We start from the raw sequence: 19,144 nt of genomic DNA, 5'->3' as shown, positions 1-19,144 counted from the left end.
GATTGAAAATATCTTATTGTTTTTTAGTTGTTATTTTAATAATTTTTTTGTCCTCATCGGATTTAATAACCTCCATTTTTTGGATTGAATTTGGACTTATCTTATCTAATTCCGATTTTGAAGATTTTACACCATTAATATAAATTTCTGCTTCCTCTACAGATGGTTTATTTGAAGTTGCCTTAACATACACAATTTTGGTGGTTGTTTTACTTACCTGTTTGTTGTTTAAATTAGTTGGATCGGTTTTTTCTAAATTTAAATCACGTTGGTTCGTTTTCAATTTGGCATTTCTCTTTATACTTAGGGTATCAGTAGTCGATTTATTTTGAGTAAATGAAAATGTTTTAGGAGTTTTTGCTGTGGTAGCGACTGTTGATGTAACAAAATTTTCGTCCTTAGTTGTAATTTCATAAGCACCGTTTTCTCCAGCTAGACCATATTTTATTATTGCATCTTTACTATTTAAAGTTTTTATAATATCAATTTCTTCATCTAATGGGATATTTATTGCATTTCCTCTACCTTGAATTTCATTATTAATTACTATTAATAATTCCTTACGATTAATTTTCATACTATTTAGTGACAAGGAATTATTATCTGTATTCTTAGAATTAGGTAATTTTGCCTTTGTATCAGTCAAATTAGTACTAGATGAAATAAAAACCTCAATTTTATTTTCTTTATCTTTTACTACTTTAATGATAAAAGGCAAAATTGGTTTGTCTTGACTTATTTCATGTACTGTTTTGTAGCTTTTACCATCGGTAGCAGTAACTTTTATACTAGTGATCTCATTTTGAGAATTTCGTTTTATTTTTTTTATTTTAACTTCAGTCCCTAATTCACTTTTAAATAGATTGATGATTCTATCAAGATCTAAGTCGGTTGATTTTTCTGTAATTTGAGCTTCTAATTGTATTTCCAATTGCTCATCAGTATTGGAGGTTTTTAGATTTTCTAGTTTTGGGTTATTTTTCTCTTGTGCAACAGCCCTGACTTGAAAGAGCATTACAAAGGCAATTAATGCTGGAATTACAAAGGTATACTTCCAAGAATTCCTCTTTTTTGATTGATTTTTGTTTAACATAACAATTCGTTTTTTGATTAATGATTGATAAAAATGATTGGTAAGGGAAACACAATTTTCTTGTGTTGTAATTTTTAAAAGAGTGATTTGATAGGCTTTTTTGTCTGCTATTTTTTTTGTAGCCTCATGATCGGCTATGAATTCTAAATTTTGAAGAATTGCTTTTTTGTAGAACCAAATAAAAGGATTGAACCAAAAAACGATACAAAATAGTCTCGAAATTAGCACATCTACAGTATGTTTTTGCTCGCAATGTATTTTTTCATGCTCTATAATGTTCTTTAATTCAATTGGATTGTATAAAGACGAATTGTAAACGATAGTATTAAAATAGGAAAATGGAGCAATATTATCTGTGGTGTCAATAAATTTAAAATCGGCTTGATTTTGAATTGTTTTATTTTTAAAAATATTTTTCAAACTGTAAAATTCAAAAGCAAATCTAAGAATCAATAATAAGAATCCAATTCCATATATAACTGCAAAAATTAAATACCAATTGATTGTAAAAACAGCTGTTTCATTGGTTGTTGTAATAGGAATTTTTGTCCAATCTATTATTCTTACACTTGGTTCTACCAATATAATTTTTGTGTAAAAAAGTAAAGGCAATATAACAGCAGTACATAAACCTACTATTAAAAACCAACGATTAGTGGTGAAAAAAGTTTCTTTGCGAAGCAATAAATAATAGGAAAAATAGAATAAGACAAGTAGTCCGCTGGATTTAAAAAGATAAACAAATAATGGTTCCATGATAAAACGGGAATTAAGTTTTAAATAATTTAAAAACGTATAATTTTACTCTTTTTGGTTTTCGATCATGGCTAAGATCTCTCTTAATTCAGCAGCAGAAATTTTGTCTTCTTTTGCAAAAAAAGAAACCATGTTTTTATAGGAACTATTAAAATAATTGTCAATTGCAGTATTCATAAATTTTTTTCTATACTCTTCAATTGGCACAATAGGATAATACTGATGGGTATTTCCAAAGGCATTGTGAGCAACAAAACCTTTTTCTTCAAGATTACGCACAATAGTAGACAACGTATTATAATGGGGTTGATCTTCTGTTATTTCGGCCATTACTTCTTTGACGAAAGCTTTTTTGAGCTTCCATATAATGTGCATGATTTCTTCTTCTTTGTTGGTTAATTTTTGCATAGCTCTATATTTTGTCATTCTGAGTTTAGACTAAGGACAAACGTACAACTAAATTTTTAGTTGTTAAACTATTTTTATAGTTAATTAACTAAATTATTAGTTTGTAAGCTGATTATTATAAAATTTAATAATAATTTAAAAAATAAAAACCTCTAAACAATTGAAAATAGGCAATGCAAAAGAGTTTGCGTGAGGGATAGAAGCTGGCTACCATAGTAGCGCGTATAGCCCGACAGCATTAGTAAAAGGGGCTAAATAACACTACTGTTTTTTAGCCCCTTTTACTAATGGAGTCACGCCCAAAATAGAAATTGGAAATTAATTCTGCTCTTTCTGTACTAATTTTTGCAACCAAATACATCCCGCTAATGAAAGCATTCCTAAAGTTCCCATCACAAACCAATTGGCTTGATAACCAAAATTTGCAATGATTTCTAGTCCTGTTTTAGAGCTGGCAATGTGAGCCAAACTAAAACTCATTGTAAATAAAGCCATATAGCGTCCTTCGTGCCCTTTTGGGGCTCTACTTAATGCAAATGAATTGGAGAATGGAAAAATAAACATTTCGCCAAAAGTGATAAATAAGATACTCACCACAAGCATTCCCGCCCAAATATTGATTAATAAAACATAAAAACTAATAGACATTAATAACGAACCCCAGAGAATAATTTTGATTTTATTGATGTTTTTTCGTTGACTAAAACTGACTATTGGCATTTCAAGAAAGAATATTAACAAACCGTTTAGGGATAATAAAAGGCCACTTTGAAATTCAGTTAATCCAAATTTTTCATTGTGGTACAACGGTAAAGTGGTGAAAAGTTGAAAGAAAAGCATGGCTGTAACAAAACACACAAATAGAAAAATCCAAAATACTTTATCTTTAAAAACCGAAGCTGGTATTTCGGTTTCGCTATTCGTAGCATTCAAATCCGGTGGTTTTTTGCGTTCTTTTACCAATAAAGTAAAAATTAAAATAGATACAATACAGGAAGTTCCATCAATCCAAAATAATCCGCTGTAGCCTAAATTCATAATGATCAATCCACCCAATGCAGGTCCGGCCGTGAATCCTAAATTTACCGCTAGCCTAACAAGAGTCAATGCTCTGGTGCGATTTTCGGGTTTTGCATAAGTTCCTAATGACACAAACATGGCAGGACGAAACATATCTGCAACGGTCATAATAAAGAACATCGCAAAGCATAATCCCCAAAAAGTACGCACATATTGAACCGCAAAAAGTAATAATCCGCTGGTAAATAAACTAAAAACCATGATTTTATAAAACCCTATTTTATCTGATAATTTTCCGCCGAGCCAAGAGCCTAACATCGAACCAAAACCAAAACATACCATAATCCATCCTACTTGCGCATAGGAAAAATTCAAATCTTCTTTCAAATACTTGGATAAAAACGGTAAAACCATTGTCCCAGCTCGATTGATGAAGGTAATTAAAGTCAGAATCCAGACCTCTCTTGTAAAACCTCTGTAATTATTAATATAGCGACCTAAAGCAGTTTTAATCATAAAAATATTTTCTATGTTGCAAATTTACAATGTTTTTCAGGAGCTTTTTCCAGCTATCCGTTACAATCTTTTCTTTTTTAAGAAAAAAACTAAAGGATTTTCGCTTCTATCTGGGCTAGGATATGGTGCCAATGAGAAGTATTTTTTTTCATAATTAATATTAGAAATTGATTCGTAATAGAGTAGCAATAAATCTGCGCTAATTCATTTTAACTGCATTTTTAGGGTTCTAATTCGAGATAAAGTACTTTTTTTTCATTATTATAAATTGAAATTTATAGGTTTTAGTATGATAATAGCATAAATATAAACATTGTAGCTTTCTAACTTTTACGCTATTTTTGTTTAAAAATATACAAATGAGAATCCTACTTTTTTTTGTTTTATTCCTGCAGGTCCAAATTGGTTTTTCTCAAGAAAAATTTGATATTAATGCAGTGACTAAATTCCAAGAGGAATTAAATGCAGAATATGCAGATGCTAAAACGAGCCCACTAATGCCTGAAGATTTAGCAACATTTAAAACCTTAGATTTTTTTCCTGCTAATGAAAAGTTTTTTGTTGTTGCGAAATTTGTTCGTACCAAAAAGGAGAAACCATTCGAAATGAAAACTTCTACCGATAGAAAACCTATGTATGTAAAATACGGTGTAGTTTATTTTACAATTGATGGGGCCAATTTCAACCTAAATGTTTACAAGAATATTGCACTTTCACAACAAGAAAAATACAAAGATCATTTGTTTTTACCATTTTCAGATTTGACTTGTGGTAACGAAAGTTATATTGGTGGAAAATATATTGATTTAAAAATTCCAAAAGGAAAAAAGTTGGTGATCGATTTTAATACTTCATATAATCCTTATTGTGCTTACAATCATAAATATTCTTGTCCGATAGTTCCTTTAGAAAATGATTTGAATATTGAGATCAAAGCAGGAGTCAAAAAATTTCATGACTAATGTTTTTTTTTAATCTACATACGCATAAAGGAACAAACCAAGCGAATGTTACGGAATTAGTGAATCAATATCCTCGAGAATTTGATTCTGAAATACCGTATTATTCGATCGGAATTCATCCATGGTACATTGATAAAGAGCAAGTAGAAGCTGATTTAGCAATTATTGAAACCAAATTAAAAGAAAGAAATTGTCTTGCTGTTGGTGAATGTGGATTGGATAAAAGAATAGAAATTCCGTTAGATTTGCAACAAATAGTTTTTGAAAAACAATTACTTTTGGCACAAAAATGTAATAAACCGGTTGTTATTCATTGCGTAGCTGCTTTTCAAGAAATTATTGAAACCAAAAAAAGATTGCTTATTTCAGTTCCGATGATTATTCATGGATTTTCAAAAAACGAACAGCTAGTAAAACAATTATTGGATAACGGATTTTATCTTTCCTTTGGGAAATACTTATTACAATCCCGAAGTTTGGGTACAGCATTGGAAACTGTTTTTAAAAATGTTCCTAATAATCGTATTTTTCTAGAAACCGATACGGTAGAGGAAGGAATTGAAAAAGTATATGAAGTAGCAGCCAATTGCAAAGAAATCTCAATTGTTGCGATGCAGGAAATAGTAAGAAGTAATTTTACAGCAGTTTTTAATAATAAACATCAATAAAATGCTTTAAGTTTTCAAAAATTTAAAGAGTAAATAATAAAAAATGGCAGAGTGGACAGAAAGAAGTGAACTTTTATTTAAAAAAGAAGGTTTAAATAATTTACAAGATGCAAATGTTTTAATAGTAGGATTGGGCGGTGTAGGTTCGTTTGCAGCGGAGTTTTTGGCTAGAGCAGGAGTAGGAGCGATGACAATTGTAGATGGAGATGTTGTCGATATTACCAACATTAACAGGCAATTACCAGCTCTACATTCTACTGTTGGACAACCCAAAGTAACTATTGTTGGAGATCGTTTGATGGATATTAATCCCGAATTGAAACTAATACGTGTAGAGGAATTCCTTTCGCCAGAACGTGCTTTTGAAATCGTTACCGAAGAGTTTGATTATGTTTTGGATTGTATTGATAGTGTTACTCCAAAACTGAATTTAATCATTGGTGCCAAACGAAAAAGAGTGAAAATCATTAGCAGCATGGGTGCTGGTGGGAAAATGGAAGCCGCTAAAGTAAAAGTAACAGACATCAGTAATACGGTAAATTGTTTTTTAGCAAAAACCATCAGACGACGTTTGAAAGAAGTTAAAATTGACAAGTTAAAAGTGGTTTTTTCATCAGAAATTCAAGATGACGCGAGTTTAAAAATGACAGACGGTTCTAATTATAAAAAATCATTTTACGGAACCAACAGTTATATGCCAGGATTATTTGGTTTATATGCTGCCGAAACGGTTATTCGTTACTTGCTTAAAAAAGACTGATCAGTTTTTAGTGCTTAGTATTCAGTGGTAAAGTAATAAGTTTTAATCTTTTTGATCATTGGCAAATTTTATTTTTTGGTAAATAGTAAAAAAAAAATGACTTTATTACTTTGTGTCTTGATGGCAATGCCGAATTTTTCTTATAATAATAATTAAAAAAGACTTCGTGTCTTAGCGCCTTAGTGGCAAAACAAGAATGATACAAACTGTAATTTTCGACATGGATGGCGTAATAGTAGATACAGAACCCGTACACCGTTATGCCTATTTTAAACATTTTGAAGAATTGAATATTCCAGTAACTGATGCGATGTTTACTACATTTACCGGTAATTCTACTCGCAATGTTTTTCAAAATTTAAAAGAAATTTTTACTCTGGAACAAGATGTAGAAGATCTGATTCAAAGAAAACGAACTATTTTTAATGATGCTTTTGATAGTAAAGAAGATTTAGAATTGTTAGAAGGAGTAGAAAAACTAATAAAAGATTTACACGAAAACGGAATACAATTAATATTAGCTTCTTCAGCCTCTAAGGTTACTATAGAACGCGTTTTCCGTAGGTTTAAATTACATCCTTATTTTACACATTTAGTAAGTGGTGAAGATTTTCCTAAATCTAAACCACATCCTGCTATTTTTGAGCATGCGGCTTCCTTGTCAATTGCACCAAAAGAGTGTTGTATTGTAATTGAAGACAGTACAAATGGAATAAAAGCTTCTACAGCTGCAGGAATTTTTTGTGTTGGGTATAATAGCATTCATTCTAAATCGCAAGATTTATCTGAAGCAAATGTTATTATCAATAATTTTAATGAATTAAATTTCGATAAAGTAAAGAATTTAGATTCTAAATTAAGAAGTAATTAACAATTTTGAGCAACTGAATTTGTAGTTTTGCGAGTCACAAAAAAAAAACGATTAATCATGAAAAAAATAATTATTGCCCTTGCTATTCTTTTAGCCAATTTTACCGTTGAGGCACAAATTCAAACACCTCAATCAAGCCCAAAAGCGACCATTAATCAAACGGTTGGATTAACAGATGTAGAAATTGTTTATTCAAGACCAAGCGCTAGAGGTAGATCTGTTGTTGGAAATTTAATTCCTTTTGGAAAAGTTTGGAGAACTGGAGCAAATGAAAATACAACAATATCTTTTAGTGATAATGTAATTATCGATGGTAAAACATTAAAAAAAGGTAAATACTCTTTGTACACTATTCCAAAAATAGAAAGTTGGGATATTATTTTTTATAAAACAACGGATAACTGGGGTAATCCAGAAGAATGGAAAGAGGAGAATATTGCTCTTAAAGCTACTGTTAAGCCAGAAACTTTAAATAAAAGTGTTGAAACATTTACAATTGGAATTAGTGGTTTAGACAATAATTTTGCTTATTTAGATATCTCATGGGAGAACTCTTATGCAGCTTTAAAATTTGAAGTACCTACACAACAAAAAGCAACAGCCAATATCGAAAAAGCATTGTCAGGTCCAGGTGGAGCAGATTACTTTGCTGCAGCACAGTTTTTATTTCAATCTAATGGTGACAATGTAAAAGCATTAGAATATATAAACAAGTCGTTGGATATGTCTAAAGAAAAACCATTTTGGTATAATAGATTAAAATCATTGATACAAGCAAAATTAGGCGATAGAAAAGGAGCGATTGAAAGTGCTAAAGCGTCACTTACAGCAGCCGAAGCTGCTAAAAATCAAGATTACGTAAAAATGAATAAAGACAGTATTGCAGAGTGGAGTAAAAACTAAATTTCTATTATACTCAATATAAAAAATCCCGTTTAGGTGTAATCTAAACGGGATTTTTTATGCTTTTTTTATATGTGTTTATAATAATTTAACTAGTAATTCGTACTGTTCCAACTTTCAAATGGACTGTTTTCTAAAAATATGAAGATTTTGTAAAGATTAAAATATTCAAAAATATATTTACTAAAATTTATTGTTTGTAATTTTCTTTATTTCTTAAATTATAAAAAATAAAATATATACCAATTATTATAAAGGGAACACTCAAGATTTGACCCATATTTAATTGCATCTTATCTTCAAATTGTACTTGATTTATTTTTACAAACTCAATTAATATTCTCATCAAAAAAATTAAAGTTATTACCAAGCCAAAGTAAAAACCTCCTCCTAATTTTATATTTTTAGTTTTATAAATTGTATATACAACTAGAAAAATTATTAAATAAGATATCGCTTCATAAAGTTGAGCTGGATGTCTAGGAATATTATCAATTTTTTTAAATATAAAGGCCCAAGGTATATTTGTTGGATTACCAATCATTTCAGAATTCATCAAATTTGCAAGCCTTATAAATGTCGCTCCTATTGGTGCAACTAATGCTATTAAGTCAAGTACCTTAAGATATTGAATTTTGTATTTTTTTGAAAATAGATAAAGAGAAAATATTAAACCAATTGTACCACCATGACTTGCTAAACCTGCATAACCTATGAATTTATATCCTCCATTTAATGTTTTTTTAATGGGCAATATAATTTCTAATAAATTTTTTGAATAATAATCAAAGTCATAGAATAAGCAATGCCCTAATCTAGCTCCAACAAAAATTCCAAGTATTCCATATATAAATAATGCTTCATAGGCATTATCATTTAAATTTTCAGTTTTGAAAATCTTTTTTAGAACCCTCATTGAAATGATTAAACCACAAGCAAATAAAAGGCCATAGTATTTTATTGGGAATCCTAATATGTTAGCTATTTCTGGATCAAAATCCCAATTTATATAAAATGAAATCATATTAGCAATTTAAATATATAAATAAAAGTACTACAAAATAATCAATCATTATAAATTTGTTTGTTATTATTCCATAAAAATTAAACCGCAGATTCTCTAATTATAAAATTAGCTAATCTGCGGTTTATTAATTATTCATTTATTGTTTCTAAGACCATGGGTTTCTGATTTCTAAATATAGTACTTTGGAGGAGTAAAGAAATAAGAATAGTTAATGTTGCGCCAATAAAATTCAACCATAAATACCCTAGTTTTTCTTGTCCACTTGGATAAATATAAATAGCATAATAGTAGATGATAAAAATGGTGATTTGGCTTACCACTGCACTATAAAAGATTGCTTTAGACTGTACGTTTTTTAAATAAAAACCAACTAGAAAAATTCCCAATACAGTACCATAAAATATAGATCCAATAATATTTACTAATTGGATCAAATTTTCAAATAAAGTCCCAACACAAGCAAAGAGTATGGCTATAACACCCCAAAGTAAAGTAAAGAATTTGGTTGCGTATAAATAATGACGTTCTGATTTCTCTTCTTTTAGATTTCTTTTGTAAATATCAATAGCAGTTGTAGAGGCTAATGCATTAAGGCCCGAAGCAGTAGAAGACATGGCGGCAGAAATGATTACAGCCAACAATAAGCCAATAAGACCTTTGGGTAAATAGTTTAATATGAAATGAAAAAACACATAATCTTTATCATTAGTTTCACTGTTACTATCTGCTTTTAGAATTATTTCTTTCGCTCGATCTCTAAGGTCTTTTTCTTTATTAGATAGTGCTACTAATTCCTTTCGAAGTATCGGATTATCATAATCTTGATTCAGCTGATCGATATACAACAAGTTGATTACCTTTTTATCTTCGGATAAATCATCTAATTTTTTTTCTAAAGCATTGTACTCTCCTTTGAAAGCTGATTTTTCAATCATGGCTTTATTGTTCGGATTAAAATTTAATGGAACAGGATTGAATTGAAAAAAAACAAAAACCATCACACCAGTCAATAAAATGAAGAACTGCATAGGCACCTTTAAAAGCCCATTCATAATCAGTCCCATTTGACTTTCCTTAACCGATCTTCCTGATAAATAGCGTCCTACTTGAGATTGATCGGTTCCAAAATAAGCTAATGCCAAGAAAAATCCTCCCGTAATACCACTCCAAAAAGTATATTTTTCTTCGGGATCAAAAGAGAAATTAACTATATTCATTTTGTCATTCGCACCCGCAATATGCAAAGCACTAGTAAAAGTCATGTCATTTGGTAAGTAATGCAAGATTAGGAAAAAGGTAATAAACATCCCGGACATAATCACAAACATTTGTTGTTTTTGGGTTACGTTTACTGCTTTAGTACCTCCAGAAAAGGTATAAATTATGACTAATACACCAATGACAATATTCATATACGTAAGATTCCATCCTAATATTGCGGACAAAATAATTGCTGGAGCATAAATTGTTAGTCCAGTTCCTAAACCCCTTTGAAATAAAAATAAGATAGCTGCTAATGATCTAGTTTTTAAATCAAACCTTTTTTCTAGATACTCATAAGCAGTGTACACTTTATATTTGTGGTACAAAGGAATAAAGGTTACACAAATTACTACCATAGCAATAGGAAGTCCAAAATAAAACTGCACAAATCCCATCCCGTCATGATAGGCTTGTCCTGGTGTCGATAGAAAAGTAATGGCACTTGCTTGTGTAGCCATAACTGATAAACCAACTACATGCCATGGCGTTTCATTGCTTCCTAAAATAAATTCTTCTACGTTTTTACTTCCTTTTGTTTTCCATGCACCATAAATTACGATGAATAATAAGGTGACGATAAGAATAATCCAATCAAATAATTGCATAATTTAAGAGTATAATTTCATGATTAGATAAAAAAACATTATGTATATAACATTGGCTAGAAGTACCCAAGTATAATTCTTTGTCCAGGTTTTCGTTTTTTTTGTTTCCATTAGAATTGTTTATTACTTTTTTGTTGAAACAGGAATAGTATCAGAGGATTGAATCGAAATGATATTAGATAATAATTTGTAAGCGCCAGTAACGCCTTCTGGTAACTCTCTAAAAAAGCTCAAACCCGTGTAAATATAATGTCCTTTTCCGTAAGATGCAATGAGTAAAGCACCATTTTTAGGTGTCTCTCCTTTATCATTTGATGAAAGAATAGGAGCAAAGGCTTTGTCAAATTCGTTTGGATAATATAAACCTTGCTCTTGTTTCCAACCTTCAAAATCTTTGGAAGTAATTTTGTTTGGAAAATTTAATACAGGATGATTGGGTGCTAAAAATCGAACTTCCGCATCTTCTTCCGTAACACGGTCTTTAGATAGTTTTAGCGGGTAAGGAGCTATATTTTCGGTTACAAGATCGCCGTTAGTATTATACTGCACTACCATAGTTTTTCCAGATTTTACAAAATCAAAAAGTAGGTTTTGTTTGAATGCTAATGCGTTGATTGTATTATAGGCACGAACGCCAGTCATTACCACATCAAAATCAGCTAATTTTTCAGCGCTTATTTCTTCTGGCTTCAATATGGTTACTGCATATCCTAGTTGCGTCAAACTACTTGGAACTTCATCTCCAGCACCCATGATATAGGCTATTCTTTCCCCATTAGTTTTTAAATCTGTTTTAATCAATTTAGCTTCTGCAGGTTTTAAGACTTGTTGTTTTGTTATATGATCATAATTGATAAAAATCTGTTCTTTATCAAATCGTTTATTGCCTACAATAGCAACACTTTTTACAACTCCTTCTTCAGGTTTATTCGGAGGAGTTATTTGAAAATTTACCATTTGTTCGGTTCCTTTTTTGGCAATGTCAAAAGGAATTGATTTTGGCTCAACGCTCCAACTTTTAGGTAAATCAAGTTGCAGGTTACCTTTTATTCCATCTTTTCCTGCTCTAATTTTGACAGTAACATTCTTAATTTTATTGTCTTTAAAAAGTAGTACTTTATCAGTTATAGCGGTAGTGACTTCTGGTACAATGTCAAGGTAATTGTATATCTCTCCCTTTACATCATCATTGTATTTGTAAACAACAATTCGTTCAAAAGGCATTTCTATTCCGTTCACTTTCATATTAAACACCACTTTTACTTCGCGAATAATATCTGGTATACCTCTGTTTTTTTGATCATTTACAGTGTACATTCCAACTGTTCCATTTTCTTGTAACCAATAAGGTTGTGTGTAATTGATAGCTTCTGGTAATTGTGAATCTAAGTTGATGTTGTTTAAAATATTATTTTTTAACTCTAAATTTTGACTTGTTTTTATTTCATTTGGTAATGTAGTTACACTCAATAATTGCATCGGAACTGAACTTCTATTAATAGCTTCGAGTTTCAATTTGATATTTGTTCCTGGAGTTGCCTCTTGATTTTGAGCAACAGCTTCTAAATACAAACCAGAGCATGCTGCAATAATTTCCTTTATTTCGGCTGATTTTAGTGGCGACCAATGATTTTCATCTAATGCCTGAATCATACTATAGGCTTTTGCTAGATTAGGAATGCTTAACGATGGATTTTTGTGGTCAAATTCAGCTGCAATTTTTGTCAATAATTCTCCAATAGTTTTTCCTCCTTTTACACGATTCCATGATGTGTCAATTCCTTCAAAAAGTGATTTTTTATTTTTTAAAGCTTCTCCATTTATAAATTCTAAATATTCAGTGTCTTCACCACGCACACCAGTGCTTCCAAAACCTTGTGACTGATGACGGCTGCGGCTCAATGCAGCTATTTCTTGATTTGATTTACCTACAGAAGGGTAGTAAGCACCCGTTTGCATAGCCATTAAATTGGTTTTGTCCGCTGCATTGTACTTTTCCATACTTCCATAAAACCACCAAGAAGTATTAAAAAACTGGCGTTTAGCTTGCCAAGGTTTTACATATTTTAATTGTTCAGGAAAAATAGTTGGATTATTAGTTAAATTAAAACTTTCTACACTTAATAATGCTGATGCGGTATGATGTCCGTGAGTTGTTCCCGGTGATCGATGATCAAAACGATTGATGATTACATCAGGTTGAAATTTTCTGATTGCCCAAACTACGTCAGCTAGTACTTTTTCTTTATCCCAAATTTGCAAAGTTTCTGTTGGATTTTTAGAAAAACCAAAATCATTAGCACGTGAAAAGAATTGCTCACCGCCATCAATTTTTCGGGCTTCAATCAGTTCTTGAGTGCGTATTACGCCTAATAATTCTCGAAGTTGTGTACCAATAAGATTTTGTCCGCCATCGCCACGAGTTAAGGAGAGATAACCTGTTCTTGCTTTTTGCTCATTTGATAAATAGGAAATCAAACGGGTGTTTTCATCGTCTGGGTGTGCAGCAATATACAAAACGGAACCTAAGAAATTTAATTTCTGAATTTGATTAAAAATTGCATCAGAAGATGGCTTTTTGGGATTTTGAGCACTTATAATTTGAAAAAATATTAGCAATGCTGTTAGGACTATAAATTGTTTTTTTTGCATTTTTATTATTTTAATTTGCAATAGCTCCAAATGTAAGTATTAAATATTTTTTTCTGAAATGTTTTTTACTTTCTTTATATATTGCTGAACTGGTACAAAAAAACGAGAGAGAACTAGTTATAGCTCTCTCTCGTTCGATTCAAAATTGTTATGAATTAGTCTCTATCATGTCCACGACCATGACTGTTTTTGCGACCGTGATCATGATTATCTCTTTTATTATCATGTTTTCTATACTCTCTGTGATTATCGTATTTTTTATAACTATTATGGTGACGATCGCTTACATAAACCCTACGGTTATTATTATAAACTACAGGTCTATTCCCATTATATCCTCTGTAATATTTTACTTTATGATTTCTAAAATTATTATAAGGTCTTGAACCATGATAATCATTTAAGACTACTGTACGACCAGAATATAAATCATAGTTTCTATATTGTCTTGGTAATGATCTGGAACGAATCCAGCTCCCGTTGCCATAATAAATAAACTGAGTGGCTCTTACATCATAGTATGCTTCTACATCTGGCAAATAATAATATTCAGCTTCAGAATAACCTGCTGGAGCCCACGCCGGAGCTGAACCAATATTTACATTAACTGAAACTTGTGCATGTATTGAACTTGATGCTAAGAGGATAATTCCTGCGGCGATTAGTTTTAATGTTTTCATTTTTCTTTAATTTAATTGAGTATATTTTATAATGGAATTGTATTCCTATTGAGAGATTTTCAAGAACTGTGCCAATGCAAAATAATTAACTTTTTTTTTAGATTTAATTATTCAGATGTTTTAATTGCTTTATAATAACTAAAGTTTAAAAATCTTTAGCAGAATGACTTATAGTTTATTTAATGTTTTTTATGATCTTTTTGATGCCCCTTAAAACCTTTTCTATTATCATGGTGATCCTGTTTTTTATAATAGGTTTTATTTTTTTGTACAAAAACTTTTCGGGATCCAATTGTTCTTTGTGGACTTCCTTTATATCCTTTACGATATTTAATTTTATGTTGTTTGTAATGCCCATAAGGTTTGTCACCATGATAATCCTTTAACACTACTTTATAGCCCTTGTATAAATCGTAATTTCTATAACGGCTCGGTAAGTTTCTAGAACGAACCCATTTCCCTCCGCCAAAGTAGATAAATTGTGAAGATCTAGTATCGTAATAGGATTCGATATCCGGTAAATAATAATAGTCCACTGCATTATATCCTGCAGGACCCCAAGCTGGAGGTTTACCAATATTCACGTTAACAGAAACTTGTGCTTGAATACTACTTGAACAAAAAAGTATAATTCCAAGTGCGATTAGTTGTAGTGATTTCATATGGTAATGTTTTTAATTACTAATTCCATTTTTTTAGATTATAGTGTTACTCTTTTTAGTAGTAGCCAAACTGTGTGCCAGAATGTGTTTTAAAAAAAATGTACTGACGAATATGAATATTTAATTATAAAATTTATTGTTAATCATTTAGTATTAATATAGTTATGAAATAAAAAAAGGAAATGATTTCTCATTTCCTTTTCTAAATATTTTTGTGATTCTTATTACAACAAAAGAATCAATAATAATATGATAATGATAATTGCACCTACTGATAAATAAACACCATTACCTGATGATTTTAAATCTGCTTTAATGGTACGAACTTCTTTTCTTAATTCTTTTTTTTCTGCTGAACTTAAATCAGACTTATCCATTGCTTTTATTTCTTCAAGACGATCAAGCATTACTTTAACTTCAGCAGGAACTTCTTTAGGATTGTTAGAAATTGCTGTTGGATTTTTTTCTGCAGCTAATACTTGGTTTGGTACGAAACTTAATGACAACACCATCATCATTAAATAAAAGGTAACTTTTTTCATTTGTTTTTGGTTTTTAATTATCAGATAAAAGTAAACATTAATCATTTGAATAATTTTATACAATTAGAATTTAAAGTTATATAATTCACATTAAATAAATTAATAACCAATTTATAAATTCCCACAAAAAAAATATTCCATAAAAATGCTACTAATATTATAGAATCTCTTTCAAAAGAGTTGCCTTATATTTTTATCAGCATTTATTTTACTATAGCTTGAATTAAATACTGCTCCATAATTTTATCAGCTTGCTTTTCTCCATATACAGTATTGTATGCAGTCGAAGTAATCACAATTACAAGTGGTTGGTCTTTAAATATAAAAATTTTATTACCACCGTTACCGCTTGAATAATATACTTCATAATTTTTGCCATTTACGTTATATGTTTTATTCCAGAACAAATAACCATAATATTCTTCCTCTGCTATTTTCATTTGGTGTGATAAACTTTTATCAACCCATTGTTTTGTCAAAATTTGTTTGCCATTCCAAGTGCCTTTGTTTTTATATAATTGCCCAAACTTTGCAAGGTCAATTGAACGTAACTGAACGCCACCTGCTGTGTTAACCACCTTTTGTGGTGTAAATTGCCATCTGTAATTTGTAATTCCTAATGGCTTAAATAGATTTTGGTGTGCATATTTTTCTAAACCATTAGGAACCTTTTTATCAATGATGTCGCCAAGAACTACCACACCCGCTGTAAAATAGTCCCATTGCTTTTGGGCTAATTTTGTTTTATCAATTGGAAGATTTAAAGTAAATTCAATCCAATTTTTAGTGGGATACATATTTTCTTCGTTTCCTGCTGATTCTGAATTTATATCGGAACCATCGAAAATAGAACTCATTGTGAGTAAATCTTTCAAAGTAATGCTGTCTTTTGCTACAGCATAATTTTGATAATTATTAAGGTTATAAAACTCATTCAAAGTTTGTGTTTCCGATTTTATGTAATTGTCTTTGATAGCAATCCCTAAAAGTGTAGATGCAAATGATTTTCCAACAGACCTTGTATCGTGTAATGTTGCTCTATTTGCTGCATTAAAATATTCTTCAAGGAGTATTTTACCTTCTTTTAGCACTACAATACTTGTAATGTCTTTAAAGGTTTTAGCTGCAATTTTTCGGTTCAGCTCTTCAATTTTTTGGATATCAATTTTACTGTTTGAAATTTGTAACTCTTTAAGTGGCTTTATATTTTGAACTTTAACCTGTTCTTCATTGAAAATAATTTCGGGAATTATAATTTTTAATTGTCCTTCGGCAATTAGGTTGCCAACTATAACTTCATTATTTTTTAAGTAAGGTCTAATTTCAATTTTAAGTAAATGTGTTCCGGTGCTAAAAGCATCCTCTCCGCCATTATAAAAAAACCTATTCCATAAAAATCTACCCCAAGAGTCTTCATTATTAGAACTTATTAGCGGAACTCTAAAAGTTGTTTTCTGGTTTTTGCTGCTAGTATTTCCGGCTCCAAGATTGAGGTTTTCAATATACACTATTTTATTATCCACGATAAATGTAAATTGATAATTTCCATTATTAGTAAGCTCATCCGCGGATAATTGAGGGGAAATTAAATGAAGATAATTCGTTAATGAATTACCCATAAAAACTCTTATGTTTAGATCCGTTTTATCTTTTATTTCAAACTCTTTTAGAAAATCATTTTGCTTTATATTTTCAATAGGAACATTATTAGACATAAATGCAATTTTGCCAACATTTTCTTTATGAATTGCAAAAGTAATACTATCACTTTGCACAAAATCAATTTTCTGTGCCAACGATTTAAGAGTTATCAGTAAAATAGTTACTAAAAGGGCAAATTTTTTTATCATATTTTAAATTTTAATAATCAATAAATTAAAAAACAATTTATTGATATAGTACTGTTCTTGGTTTTGCTAATTGAAAATCTTGAAAACCAAAATCGGTAGTGTCAAAAGAGTTTGTTTTAAAAATATTTTGTCCACTTCCTGGAATTGAAGGGTAGTAGCTTAATGAAAGTTGGAAAGAACTAAAGACTAAATAATCGTTGCTAATAATTATTCCGATTCCAACTTTAGAATAGGCTCTACTCTCGTGTAAACCTTTAGTAGCAGACCCAAGCATAGCAATGGAATAATTAAAGTAAGGATTGAGTCTAAATCCCCAAAGATCCCAAGGAGAATAAAACTGAGTTTGCAGCGTGACAATGGCTTTTTTAGTTCCATATTCAGCTATAGAAAATCCATTAAGGCCATAATTGTCATTAATGGAAATTTGATCTCCTTTTACAGGCACACGATTGGATCCTAAAACTAATTGTGGCTTAGCAAATTGTCTAACTTTCCATCTTCCCATGGTCATAAGATTAGTAAAATAATTGGCTTGGAAAGAAAATGCGGTTTGTTTTGGATTTGATTTTTCAAAAAAACTACCTAATTCAAAGTTTGCACTCAAAAATCCCCAACTATAAAAATTACCAAAAGCGGCACGTCCTCCCAAGTAATATCTTCCCGTACTATTTTTATACTGATAGCCACCCGTTAAGCCATAAATTTTTCCAATGGGAACATCTTCAATAATTCCATTTTGAAATATATAACGGTCTCGAATAAACTTACGGGAAGAAATACCAATTCCAATAAGTCCCATTTTTTGATTAGAATAAAAATTGGTGCTATCGTATGCTATAGAAGGACTTTCTAAATATTTTATATTAGAAAAACCTACTGATGTAATTAAGTTTGTAGTTCGTTCTCTCTCCGTATTTCCTTCAAAAAGTTTGAAAGATCTTCCCATCCAAATATCGTGCGTACTGTATTTGAAATTCTGAGAGGCAAATTTTAAATTAGCATCTTGAAGGCTATCTCTTCTAAACTGCTGATCCAGGTAAATTCCACCAGCCCATTTTGTTAACGGAGAATAAAATGGACGATCTATAGCAATGCTTTTACTATAGTAATTATCCAAATCAATTTGGTAGCTAATTTTAGAACTTATAAAAGTGTTTTTTATATTAGGAACCGTATAGGCAACATCGTAGGCATTTTTGCCATCACTAAATCTATTTTTAAATTTATTTTCCAGTTGATGACCAGTACCCAAAATATTGCGTTCAATTATTTTGAAATTAACTTTTGTATTTGAAACAGAACCTTTTGGAATAAGACTCCACGAATCTAAAACCCGTATCGAAATATCTACAGAATCTGGACTGTTCCCAATTGCTTTTGGATTAATTTCAACCCGATTTATATACCTTTGTGTACGAATTAAACGTTCAGATTCTTTTACTAAATAACTATCAAAAGCTTGATTTTTTTTAATCAATAATAAATTCATTATGGCAAATCGCTTGGTTTTTAAGTGCAATTTGTTTCCACTTCTTTCCGCCCAATTTTTAGGTTTTCTTGCAGTATCTGTCTCTGAACATCCAAAAGGATCAAGCGTAACAATATTTATGTTTCGAATTATTTTACCTTCAAAAGCGTCAAAGTTTCTTTGAACCTCTTTAATTTTTTTTTTGTTTAAAACAGGAGCCCTAAAGATAAGCTTGTGCATGACACGCGTGAACTTGTTTTTTTTAGAGTAATTTTTAATGTTATTGTAAACTGCAGCTGTGTCTTTCTTTACAGTTGTTTCTTGCGCTATTGCAACTTGAAAACAACTAAAGAATATAAAAAATAAAACTAAATTTATTTGTTTTGGCATGATTTAAAGATCCATATTAAATAATAAAATATTTAGCATTTTTTACAC

At 30.4% G+C, this 19,144-nt stretch carries 16 protein-coding genes; 5 read left to right on the top strand and 11 right to left on the bottom strand.

Annotation, left to right across the window (positions count from 1 at the left end):
- Nucleotides 1–13 precede the first annotated feature (13 nt).
- The 3 genes from H2650_RS10210 to H2650_RS10200 form a co-directional block, all read right to left on the bottom strand.
- On the bottom strand, nucleotides 14–1,849 hold the full coding sequence (locus H2650_RS10210) for a M56 family metallopeptidase (protein ID WP_188050707.1): 1,836 nt from the start codon (nucleotides 1,847–1,849) through the stop codon (nucleotides 14–16).
- 45 nt (nucleotides 1,850–1,894) lie between these two features.
- Complete coding sequence (locus H2650_RS10205; protein WP_188050706.1) at nucleotides 1,895–2,257, bottom strand: BlaI/MecI/CopY family transcriptional regulator; 363 nt, start codon at nucleotides 2,255–2,257, stop codon at nucleotides 1,895–1,897.
- A gap of 318 nt (nucleotides 2,258–2,575) precedes the next feature.
- On the bottom strand, nucleotides 2,576–3,793 hold the full coding sequence (locus H2650_RS10200) for an MFS transporter (RefSeq protein ID WP_188050705.1): 1,218 nt from the start codon (nucleotides 3,791–3,793) through the stop codon (nucleotides 2,576–2,578).
- Nucleotides 3,794–4,152: 359 nt separating this feature from the next.
- Here H2650_RS10200 and H2650_RS10195 point away from each other — a divergent pair, with 359 nt between their 5' ends.
- From H2650_RS10195 to H2650_RS10175, 5 genes are all read left to right on the top strand, one after another.
- A complete protein-coding gene (locus tag H2650_RS10195; RefSeq protein ID WP_188050704.1) occupies nucleotides 4,153–4,755 on the top strand; it encodes a DUF1684 domain-containing protein in 603 nt (200 codons plus the stop codon).
- Nucleotides 4,755–5,423 (top strand): TatD family hydrolase, encoded by a 669-nt coding sequence (locus tag H2650_RS10190; protein WP_188050703.1) that lies wholly within the window; start codon nucleotides 4,755–4,757, stop codon nucleotides 5,421–5,423. Before H2650_RS10195 ends, H2650_RS10190 begins: the two co-directional genes overlap by 1 nt.
- Nucleotides 5,424–5,466: 43 nt before the next feature.
- A complete protein-coding gene (locus H2650_RS10185) occupies nucleotides 5,467–6,183 on the top strand; it encodes a ThiF family adenylyltransferase (RefSeq protein WP_188050702.1) in 717 nt (238 codons plus the stop codon).
- A gap of 196 nt (nucleotides 6,184–6,379) precedes the next feature.
- The gene (locus H2650_RS10180; protein WP_188050701.1) at nucleotides 6,380–7,054 is read left to right on the top strand and encodes an HAD family phosphatase; all 675 of its coding nucleotides are present in this window, start codon (nucleotides 6,380–6,382) and stop codon (nucleotides 7,052–7,054) included.
- Between the two features lie 57 nt (nucleotides 7,055–7,111).
- Entirely contained in the window at nucleotides 7,112–7,957 is an 846-nt protein-coding gene (locus tag H2650_RS10175; protein WP_188050700.1) for a DUF2911 domain-containing protein, read from the top strand.
- Nucleotides 7,958–8,147: 190 nt separating this feature from the next.
- Here H2650_RS10175 and lgt read toward each other — a convergent pair whose 3' ends face one another.
- From lgt to H2650_RS10135, 8 genes are all read right to left on the bottom strand, one after another.
- The gene (gene lgt, locus H2650_RS10170) at nucleotides 8,148–8,981 is read right to left on the bottom strand and encodes a prolipoprotein diacylglyceryl transferase (RefSeq protein ID WP_188050699.1); all 834 of its coding nucleotides are present in this window, start codon (nucleotides 8,979–8,981) and stop codon (nucleotides 8,148–8,150) included.
- Nucleotides 8,982–9,112: 131 nt separating this feature from the next.
- A complete protein-coding gene (locus H2650_RS10165; RefSeq protein ID WP_188050698.1) occupies nucleotides 9,113–10,852 on the bottom strand; it encodes a sodium:solute symporter in 1,740 nt (579 codons plus the stop codon).
- Between the two features lie 123 nt (nucleotides 10,853–10,975).
- Nucleotides 10,976–13,504 carry a PIG-L family deacetylase gene (locus H2650_RS10160; RefSeq protein ID WP_188050697.1) on the bottom strand — a complete coding sequence of 843 codons (2,529 nt, stop codon included), beginning with the start codon at nucleotides 13,502–13,504 and terminating at the stop codon, nucleotides 10,976–10,978.
- A 155-nt stretch (nucleotides 13,505–13,659) separates the two neighbouring features.
- Entirely contained in the window at nucleotides 13,660–14,184 is a 525-nt protein-coding gene (locus H2650_RS10155; RefSeq protein ID WP_188050696.1) for a hypothetical protein, read from the bottom strand.
- Nucleotides 14,185–14,363: 179 nt separating this feature from the next.
- Complete coding sequence (locus H2650_RS10150; RefSeq protein WP_188050695.1) at nucleotides 14,364–14,846, bottom strand: hypothetical protein; 483 nt, start codon at nucleotides 14,844–14,846, stop codon at nucleotides 14,364–14,366.
- 224 nt (nucleotides 14,847–15,070) lie between these two features.
- Nucleotides 15,071–15,388, bottom strand: a complete 318-nt coding sequence (locus H2650_RS10145) for a hypothetical protein (RefSeq protein ID WP_188050694.1) — start codon at nucleotides 15,386–15,388, stop codon at nucleotides 15,071–15,073.
- A gap of 203 nt (nucleotides 15,389–15,591) precedes the next feature.
- A complete protein-coding gene (locus H2650_RS10140) occupies nucleotides 15,592–17,238 on the bottom strand; it encodes a serine hydrolase (RefSeq protein ID WP_188050693.1) in 1,647 nt (548 codons plus the stop codon).
- A gap of 37 nt (nucleotides 17,239–17,275) precedes the next feature.
- Complete coding sequence (locus H2650_RS10135) at nucleotides 17,276–19,096, bottom strand: hypothetical protein (protein ID WP_188050692.1); 1,821 nt, start codon at nucleotides 19,094–19,096, stop codon at nucleotides 17,276–17,278.
- Nucleotides 19,097–19,144: the final 48 nt, after the last annotated feature.

This window comes from Flavobacterium sp. GP15 (assembly GCF_014281985.1).
GTDB lineage: Bacteria > Bacteroidota > Bacteroidia > Flavobacteriales > Flavobacteriaceae > Flavobacterium > Flavobacterium pygoscelis.
Note: the sequence above shows the minus strand (reverse complement) of the source record. Positions and strands in the feature narration are given on the sequence as shown.